Below are 6,546 nucleotides of genomic sequence, written 5' to 3'. Positions count from 1 at the left end.
CTGTGTTCAGGCTGGCTACTCCAGAGTTCCTGAGCCCGATGGGACCAGATCCACGAATTTCGGTCTGGTCACCGGCTTGAGAATTAAGAACCCGATGTGAACTAAGGTAGATCCACGAAGGTTTGCTCCAGACTTCGGCTGCTCACCTTGATGAAGCAGCAGACGCATCTGATGCAGAATGAACCAGATCTAGAGACTTCAATCAGTGGGTCTCGATAGGGGAAATATCTTATTTCGCACTATTGCTTTTCTTTTATTTCTCCCTCACCATCACGGCTCGTCAGGGGGGTCCCGCCTTAAGGGACTGAGAGGCTGATTGGTGTTGTCGGGAAACCGGCTGCACGGTGAAGCGACCCTTTGAACCTGACCCAGTTGATACTGGCGTAGGAAGACCGAAGGGCTCTCATTTCCATCTCTGGTATGGGAAAGCGCCTATCGGGCCGATCTGGCCCCGCTTGTGTCTGTGTGCACAGGGGACGGCGGCTCCCTTTCTGCTTCACGTTCTCCCTGGGTCTTTTCGAGTACGCTTGAGGAGACACCATATGAACGCTTCCATTCCGGCCATTACGACAGGCCCTCTGCCGGCTTCCAGCAAGGTCCATGTCCAGGGCACGCTCCATGATATCAAAGTGCCCATGCGGCAGATTGAGATTTCGGACGAATGCCCGCTGAACGTCTATGACAGTTCCGGGCCCTATACCGACACCGCCATCAGCATCGACATTGCGAAAGGTCTTGCGGACAGTCGCGGCATCTGGCTTCGCAGTCGTGGCGATGTGGAGGAGTATGACGGTCGCACGATTACGGCGGTCGATAACGGTTTTGCGGAGGGAGAACGGCTGACGCCTGCATTCCCGAACCAGCGCCGCCCCCTGCGGGCGGTAGGGGATCGTGCGGTGACCCAGATGGCGTATGCCCGCGCTGGAATCATCACACCTGAAATGGAATTCGTCGCTATCCGGGAAAATATCGGCCGGACGCAGGCCCTGAAGGAAGAGCGGGATGGCGAGGATTTCGGAGCCAGCATTCCGGACTTCGTAACGCCGGAATTCGTGCGGCAGGAAATTGCTTCAGGACGAGCGATCATTCCCGCCAATATCAATCACCGTGAGCTTGAGCCGATGATCATCGGACGCAATTTTCTGGTAAAGATCAATGCCAATATCGGCAATTCGGCTGTCACGTCTTCCATGGAAGAGGAAGTCGAAAAAATGGTGTGGTCCATCCGCTGGGGCGCGGATACCGTCATGGATCTCTCAACAGGTCGCAATATTCATAACATCCGGGACTGGATCATCCGCAATGCTCCTGTGCCGATTGGGACGGTTCCACTGTATCAGGCGCTGGAAAAGGTCGGCGGTATTGCGGAAGACCTGACATGGGAGATTTTCCGCGACACGCTGATCGAGCAGGCGGAGCAGGGCGTGGATTACTTCACCATCCATGCCGGTGTCCGGCTGCACATGATCCCGCTGACGGCCCGACGGGTGACGGGCATCGTGTCGCGCGGTGGGTCCATCATGGCGAAATGGTGCCTGCATCATCACCGCGAGAGCTTCCTGTATGAGCATTTCGAGGAGATCTGCGATATCTGCCGCCGCTATGACGTGTCGTTCTCGCTCGGGGACGGTCTGCGTCCGGGCTCAATTGCCGACGCTAACGATGCGGCGCAGTTTGCGGAGCTGGAAACGCTCGGTGAACTGACGAAAATTGCCTGGGCCAAGGACTGTCAGGTCATGATCGAAGGTCCGGGTCATGTGCCGATGCACAAGATCAAGACCAACATGGACAAGCAGCTTGAGCACTGCCATGAAGCGCCGTTTTATACGCTTGGCCCGCTGACGACCGATATCGCGCCCGGTTACGATCACATCACTTCGGCCATTGGTGCTGCCATGATCGGCTGGTTCGGCACGGCCATGCTCTGCTACGTCACACCAAAGGAACATCTGGGCCTGCCGGACCGGAATGACGTCAAGACGGGTGTCATCACCTACAAGCTTGCAGCCCATGCGGCGGATCTCGCGAAAGGCCATCCGGGCGCGCAGATGCGGGATGACGCCCTGTCGCGGGCGCGGTTCGAGTTCCGGTGGGAAGATCAGTTCAATCTGGGGCTCGATCCCGATACCGCTCGTGCCATGCATGATGAAACGTTGCCCAAGCAGGCGCACAAGGTGTCCCATTTCTGCTCGATGTGTGGGCCGAAATTCTGCTCGATGAAGATTTCGCATGACATCCGTGCCGCGGCGGAAAAGCAGGACGGCATGGAGCAGATGGCGGAGAAATTCCGTGAAGGCGGGCAGCTCTATGTGCCTGTGACGGAACCGGCGGAATGATCCATTCCGTCCTAGGGGGAGGGGTTACGGCACTGTGTTGTGCCACGGCCCTTTCCGACCGGGGCCTTGACGTGGAAGTCATCGTCCCGGATGGCGCCCCGGAACCGGCGTCACGGTTTGCGGGGGGAATGCTGGCACCTTTCTGCGAGGGAGAAAGTGCGCCGGATCTGATCGTGGCAAAAGGGCAGGATTCCGTGAACTGGTGGGCCGCCCATGTGCCCGGCGTTGTGCGGCGTGGCACGCTTGTTGTCGCACCGCCGCGGGATGTTTCCGAATTGGAGCGCTTTGCACGGGCGACGCGGGAACATGAGTGGGTTGTGCCGGGTGATCTGGAGCCGGATCTGGCAGGGCGTTTCGCACGGGGGCTGTTCTTTTCAATCGAAGCGCATCTGGATCCGCGTCAGGCACTGACTAGCCTGCGGAGCCGTCTGGAGTGCAGAGGCGTATCGTTTCGGACCGGGGCGCCACGGGGCCGGATCGTGGACTGTCGGGGGCTGGCATCCCGGGAGGATCTGGCCGATCTGCGCGGTGTGCGGGGCGAAATGCTGATCGTGCACGCGCCGGACGTGACGCTGACTCGGCCTGTTCGTCTGCTGCATCCACGTTTTCCCTGCTATATCGTTCCACGCGAAAACGGGCGCTATATGATCGGCGCGACCATGGTGGAAAGCGCCCGCCGCGGAGGTGTGACGGCGCGCGCTGCGATGGAGCTGCTTTCGGCGGCCTATACGCTTCATCCCGGTTTTGCCGAAGCGGAAATTCTTGAACTGGGCGCAGGGCTGCGTCCGTCTTTTCCTGACAATATTCCGGCCATTCGCCACGCTGCGGACCGCATCCATGTGAACGGGATGTATCGCCACGGCTTTCTGATGGCGCCTGTCTGCGCAGAGCAACTGGCCACGGAACTTGCGGAGCTTCACGTTCATGCGGATTGATCTGAACGGCCAGACCATCGAAACGCAGGCCCGGACGCTGGCCGACCTGCTGACGGAGCAGGGCTTTGAATCCCCCTGCGTAGCCACGGCCGTGGATGGTGATTTCATTGCCCGGCCCCTTCGTTCCGGAACACTGTTGAATGATGGCGTGAAGGTTGAGGTCCTCTCACCGATGCAGGGAGGGTGACCATGTTCTATGGTGTCGATCTGACGTCCCGTCTGATGCTCGGGACTGCGCAATATCCGTCGCCGCAGGTTCTGCTGGAAGCCATCGAGGCGTCCGGCGCGCAGGTCATTACTGTCTCGCTGAGGCGGGAAGGGGCGGCCGGAGGGGCGTTTCGTGCCCTTCTGGCGAAAAGCCGGTGTCGTCTGCTGCCCAACACCGCGGGCTGTCACACCGTTCGGGAAGCCGTGACCACGGCCCGAATGGCACGTGAAGTCTTCGGAACCTCATGGATCAAGCTGGAAGTGATCGGTCATGCCGACACGCAGCAACCCGACCCGTTCGCGCTCGTCGAGGCCGCGCGTGTGCTGTGTGCGGAAGGATTTGATGTCTTTCCCTACACGACCGAGGACCTGATCGTGGGTGAAAAGCTGCTTGAGGCCGGTTGCAAAGTCCTGATGCCCTGGGGCGCGCCCATCGGTTCGGGGCAGGGATTGCGAAATCTGGCGGGATTGCGGAGCATGAGGGCGCATTTCCGCGATGTACCACTGGTTGTGGATGCGGGGATCGGTGCGCCCAGTCAGGCCGCGCAGGCCATGGAACTTGGGTTTGACGCCGTGCTGCTCAATACTGCCGTTGCGAAGGCGGTCGATCCTGTGGGGATGGCGCGGGCTTTTGGGCGCGCCATACAGGCGGGGCAGGAGGGTTTTGTGGCTGGCCTCATGCCCGAACGGGATATGGCCAGTGCCTCGACGCCCGTTTTCGGTCTGGCGGAGTTGGCATGATGACGCTTGATCCGTTCTATCTTCTGGTCGGGGAAGTCGGGCTTCTTGAAACGCTGCTGCCCTGTGGTGTGCGGCTGGTGCAGCTGCGTCTCAAGGACAAACCGGAAGCGGAAATCCGTTGCCAGATCCGTCATGCCCGTGATCTGTGTGAGCGGCATGGCGCCCAGCTTGTCATCAACGACTACTGGCGCCTTGCGCTGGAACTGGGATGCGATTTCGTCCATCTGGGTCAGGAAGACATGGAAACGGCGGATTTTGCCGCTCTTCGAGACGCCGGAATCCGGTTTGGACTGTCCACTCATGACCCGGCGGAACTCGAACGGGCCCTGTCTTATGAACCGGCTTATGTCGCTCTTGGTCCCGTCTATCCGACCCTTCTGAAAAAAATGAAATGGGGTCCGCAGGGGTTGGAGCGGGTGGCTGACTGGAAAAAGCGGGCCGGTCAGACGCCGCTTGTCGCCATTGGGGGCCTGACGCCCGAGCGCCTCCCGGGGGTCTTTTTCGCAGGTGCGGACAGCGCCGCCGTGGTGACGGATATCCAGATGGCGGACGACCCGGTTGCCCGCTGCCGGGAATGGGTCGCCGCGACGCGGGCATATGTGCGATGAACCGGTATTCGCGGCAGGTCAGCCTCTTCCCGCAGGGTGAGGCCGACCAGAAACGTCTTCTGGATGCCCATGTTCTGGTTGTCGGTGCTGGTGGGTTGGGGGCGACCGTGCTGCCAGCACTCGCAGGAGCCGGGTGCGGCAGGATCACGGTGGTGGATCATGACCGCGTGGATGAAAGCAATCTTCATCGGCAGACCCTGTTCCGCATGGAGGACATCGGCAGACCGAAAGTCTCCTGCGCGGCGGAACGACTGGAAGGGCTGAATCCTGATTGCCGGATCATACCCGTCGCCCGGCGTCTGGAACCGGCCTCTGCACGCTGTCTTCTGCCGGGTAGTTCCGTTGTGGTTGATGCAGCGGACAGTGTGGCCGTGACCTATATGCTGTCTGATCTTTGCCTTGAGGCAGGTGTGCCTCTCGTCAGCGCCTCGGTGCTGGGACAGTCCGGTTATGTGGGAGGATTCTGTGGTGGAGCGCCCGGTTATCGCGCCGTTTTTCCCGATATTCCTGCCGGCTTTCCCACCTGCTCGGAGGCCGGAGTGCTGGGGCCAGCCGTGGCGGCGCTGGGTGCCATACAGGCGCAGATGACGCTGTCGATCCTGCTGCAAATGCAGCCTTCCCCACTGGGTCAGATGATCAGTCTGGACATGAAACACTGGCGGAGTTCTTCCTTTCGCTTTGACGACGCGCCCCCACCGGAAGAAGAGGGTCCCTTCATTCTCGGCCTTGAAGAGATCACTGAAGCCGATCGTGTGTTCGACCTGCGGGAGCGGGATGAGACGGGACTGCCCTCCGTGGACTGGGCGGTTCGCGGGCCGATCGAGCATCCGGAAATGCTGGATGTGAAGACGGGAAGAACCGTGTTCATCTGTGCCAGTGGTTTGCGGGCCTGGCGGGCGGCGAAACGCTTTTCCGGGCAGAGCGGCGTCGATGCGTTCATTGCGACAACAGGGCGATGACACGTCCTGTTCTGCTGATCGGCGGGCTGGATTCCAGCGGAGGCGCCGGCATTGCCCGTGACCTGCTCGCTGTCCATGATGCTGGCCTGACGGCACGCATTGCCGTTACGGCAGTCACGGCGCAGACGGATCGCGCGGTGCTGGCTATGGATCCTGTCGCACCAGATCTGCTTGCGGCCCAGATCGAGGCTGCGCTGGAGGATGGGATTGGAGCCGTCAAGATTGGTGCTCTGTGCAACGCAGGGCTTGTCCGGACTGTGGCAGACCGTCTTCCCGATATGCCAGTCGTTCTGGATCCGGTTCTCTGTTCCAGTTCAGGACATGCCCTGCTGGAGCCAGAAGGGATTCAGGCTCTTCTGGACCTGCTTTTGCCTCGAACGACTGTTTTGACGCCAAACTTGCCGGAACTGGCAGCATTGAAATCGGCACTGGGGCTGCATCAGGCTACTAAACCGGATGACGTTGCAGGAGCACTTCTGGATCGAGGCTGCCAGAGCATTCTATTGAAAGGAGGACATAACGGCCACTCAACATATTCGACCGATATTCTTTATCAGGCGAACTGCTCTTCTTTGTCCTTCCGTTCCATGCGCTATCCATTCGATCTCAGGGGAACAGGATGTCAGCTGGCCAGTGGCCTGGCTGCGGCACTGGCAGACAGACAGCCGTTGCCGGACGCTGTCAAGGCCGCTCGATGCGGCCTTGAGGAACGATTCCGGAAAACAGGCGGTGACTGTGCAACGGCTTCTGCCTGAAATGG

The 6,546-nt window shown here is 60.2% G+C and carries 7 protein-coding genes and 1 riboswitch; all 7 genes read left to right on the top strand.

All coding sequences use genetic code 11. From position 1 onward, the window contains the following. The first annotated feature begins 272 nt into the window (after positions 1 to 272). Positions 273 to 407: riboswitch (TPP riboswitch) on the top strand. 135 nt (positions 408 to 542) lie between these two features. From thiC to GOX01_RS05825, 7 genes are read left to right on the top strand one after another with little or no spacing between them, the layout of a single operon-like run. Continuing rightward, positions 543 to 2,336: a phosphomethylpyrimidine synthase ThiC gene (gene thiC, locus GOX01_RS05855; RefSeq protein WP_011253730.1), complete on the top strand. Its 1,794-nt coding sequence runs from the start codon at positions 543 to 545 to the stop codon at positions 2,334 to 2,336. Further along, positions 2,333 to 3,271, top strand: a complete 939-nt coding sequence (locus GOX01_RS05850; RefSeq protein ID WP_011253731.1) for an FAD-dependent oxidoreductase — start codon at positions 2,333 to 2,335, stop codon at positions 3,269 to 3,271. The genes thiC and GOX01_RS05850 overlap by 4 nt, the downstream gene beginning before the upstream one ends. Next, positions 3,261 to 3,458 (top strand): sulfur carrier protein ThiS, encoded by a 198-nt coding sequence (gene thiS, locus GOX01_RS05845; protein WP_024716883.1) that lies wholly within the window; start codon positions 3,261 to 3,263, stop codon positions 3,456 to 3,458. The genes GOX01_RS05850 and thiS overlap by 11 nt, the downstream gene beginning before the upstream one ends. 2 nt (positions 3,459 to 3,460) lie before the next feature. After that, positions 3,461 to 4,219: a thiazole synthase gene (locus GOX01_RS05840; protein ID WP_011253732.1), complete on the top strand. Its 759-nt coding sequence runs from the start codon at positions 3,461 to 3,463 to the stop codon at positions 4,217 to 4,219. After that, positions 4,216 to 4,827: a thiamine phosphate synthase gene (locus GOX01_RS05835; RefSeq protein WP_011253733.1), complete on the top strand. Its 612-nt coding sequence runs from the start codon at positions 4,216 to 4,218 to the stop codon at positions 4,825 to 4,827. The genes GOX01_RS05840 and GOX01_RS05835 overlap by 4 nt, the downstream gene beginning before the upstream one ends. After that, positions 4,824 to 5,786 (top strand): HesA/MoeB/ThiF family protein, encoded by a 963-nt coding sequence (locus tag GOX01_RS05830; protein ID WP_024716884.1) that lies wholly within the window; start codon positions 4,824 to 4,826, stop codon positions 5,784 to 5,786. The genes GOX01_RS05835 and GOX01_RS05830 overlap by 4 nt, the downstream gene beginning before the upstream one ends. Beyond that, the gene (locus GOX01_RS05825) at positions 5,783 to 6,541 is read left to right on the top strand and encodes a hydroxymethylpyrimidine/phosphomethylpyrimidine kinase family protein (RefSeq protein ID WP_011253735.1); all 759 of its coding nucleotides are present in this window, start codon (positions 5,783 to 5,785) and stop codon (positions 6,539 to 6,541) included. Before GOX01_RS05830 ends, GOX01_RS05825 begins: the two co-directional genes overlap by 4 nt. Positions 6,542 to 6,546: the final 5 nt, after the last annotated feature.

The organism is Gluconobacter oxydans (genome assembly GCF_006539685.1).
Lineage (GTDB): Bacteria > Pseudomonadota > Alphaproteobacteria > Acetobacterales > Acetobacteraceae > Gluconobacter > Gluconobacter oxydans.
Note: the sequence above shows the minus strand (reverse complement) of the source record. Positions and strands in the feature narration are given on the sequence as shown.

Bases quoted from the DNA above. Each gene is read 5' to 3' on its own strand.
- thiC (WP_011253730.1), top strand. From the start codon at position 543: ATGAACGCTTCCATTCCGGCCATTACGACAGGCCCTCTGCCGGCTTCC.
- GOX01_RS05850 (WP_011253731.1), top strand. From the start codon at position 2,333: ATGATCCATTCCGTCCTAGGGGGAGGGGTTACGGCACTGTGTTGTGCC.
- thiS (WP_024716883.1), top strand. From the start codon at position 3,261: ATGCGGATTGATCTGAACGGCCAGACCATCGAAACGCAGGCCCGGACG.
- GOX01_RS05840 (WP_011253732.1), top strand. From the start codon at position 3,461: ATGTTCTATGGTGTCGATCTGACGTCCCGTCTGATGCTCGGGACTGCG.
- GOX01_RS05835 (WP_011253733.1), top strand. From the start codon at position 4,216: ATGATGACGCTTGATCCGTTCTATCTTCTGGTCGGGGAAGTCGGGCTT.
- GOX01_RS05830 (WP_024716884.1), top strand. From the start codon at position 4,824: ATGAACCGGTATTCGCGGCAGGTCAGCCTCTTCCCGCAGGGTGAGGCC.
- GOX01_RS05825 (WP_011253735.1), top strand. From the start codon at position 5,783: ATGACACGTCCTGTTCTGCTGATCGGCGGGCTGGATTCCAGCGGAGGC.